1 protein-coding gene is annotated in these 1,238 nt (G+C 60.3%); it reads right to left on the minus strand.

Going from position 1 to position 1,238, the window contains the following annotated elements:
• Positions 1-63: 63 nt before the first annotated feature.
• Positions 64-1,041, minus strand: a complete 978-nt coding sequence (locus HMJ39_RS13775; protein ID WP_194297761.1) for an IS110 family RNA-guided transposase — start codon at positions 1,039-1,041, stop codon at positions 64-66.
• Positions 1,042-1,238 lie beyond the last annotated feature (197 nt).

The raw sequence follows: 1,238 nt of genomic DNA on the forward strand, positions 1-1,238 counted from the left end.
ATCGCGACTGAAGTCGCTCCTACCGCATCCTTTTACTGTAGATACCGTCTCTCCTATCCGGACTCAACCCCCAACGGGTTGGGTCTGGAATGGGGTTTGCCGATGCAGCACGCCGAAGGCGATGTGCACCAGCTTGCGCATGGCGGCCCCCAGAGCGGACATGGGAGGTTTACCCGCTTGCCGCAATCGGGTGTAAAGCGCTTCCACCATCGGATTGTGTCGACTCGCGACCACTGCCGCCATGTACAGCCGTCGACGCATCATTGGCGCGCCCTTTTTGGTCAGACGTGGCCGACTTCGCACCGAGGTCCCGGAGGTCCATTCGCGCGGTACCAGCCCCACGAACGCCGCCGCCTGGCGGGCACTGCGGAACACCTTGCCCCGCAGTAGAACCATCAGATGGACCGACGTGGCGTCACCGATCCCGGGGATGCTCTTCAAGAGCTCCTGGTCGCGCTGGAGGTCACCATCGCTGTCGATATGGTCTTTAATCTCTTCGCGTAGTCGTTTCGCTTCGCTCTGCAAGGCCAGCAGAACCTGATCGATCGACGATACCGTTTCCGTATCCCGACTGAACTGAGCCTTCTCACGACGATTTTGTTCGCGCTGGATGTCCTGCTGGACCGTCTCCAGACGGCTGGCCAGGCGCCGTAAGCGGCGGATCCCCGCCGGTTCCGGCTTCCATCTGGGAGGCTGACGATCAAGGCCGTAGCGCGCCAGAAGCTGGCTGTCTTTCTTGTCCGTCTTGCCCGAGTTACCCAGCGCCTGGGCGTAATGGCGCACCTGGGCGGGGTTCACCACATGAACCTGCACACCCACCTCATGCAGCCACTCCGTCACGGGCTCGTGGTAAATTCCCGTGGCTTCCAGGTACACGCGCAGATCCCCGGCCTGTTCGCCGGTTTGGCGGGTCAGCCAGTCCATCAGCGCGGGATAGTGTTTAGGATGATTGGTGAAGACCTTGGTCTTCATCTTGCCGTTCTCACGCAGCCAGCACAGGTCCAGTTTGCCTTTGCTGACGTCGATGCCAATGTGGGCCATCTCTCCACCTTTCCTTGTTCGTACAGCCTCTCTTCGCACGGAAGTGGCTTGGATACCGTTCAAGTTTCGAGAGAAACAGCCTGGTGGTCCCATCTACTGCACAGGTTCCAGGACCTCAGGAGCGACTCGGGTTGCCACCAGGCTGAAAGGGGGATGATAGCTAATCATCTCCCCTGCGGAGAGACACAAGGAGCGAC

Origin of the sequence: Alloalcanivorax profundimaris, from assembly GCF_015265435.1 — a bacterium.
GTDB classification, from domain to species: Bacteria; Pseudomonadota; Gammaproteobacteria; order Pseudomonadales; family Alcanivoracaceae; genus Alloalcanivorax; species Alloalcanivorax profundimaris.

What these genes read in the sequence shown, in the direction of transcription:
- HMJ39_RS13775 (WP_194297761.1), bottom strand. Translation starts at nt 1,041, where the DNA reads ATGGCCCACATTGGCATCGACGTCAGCAAAGGCAAACTGGACCTGTGC.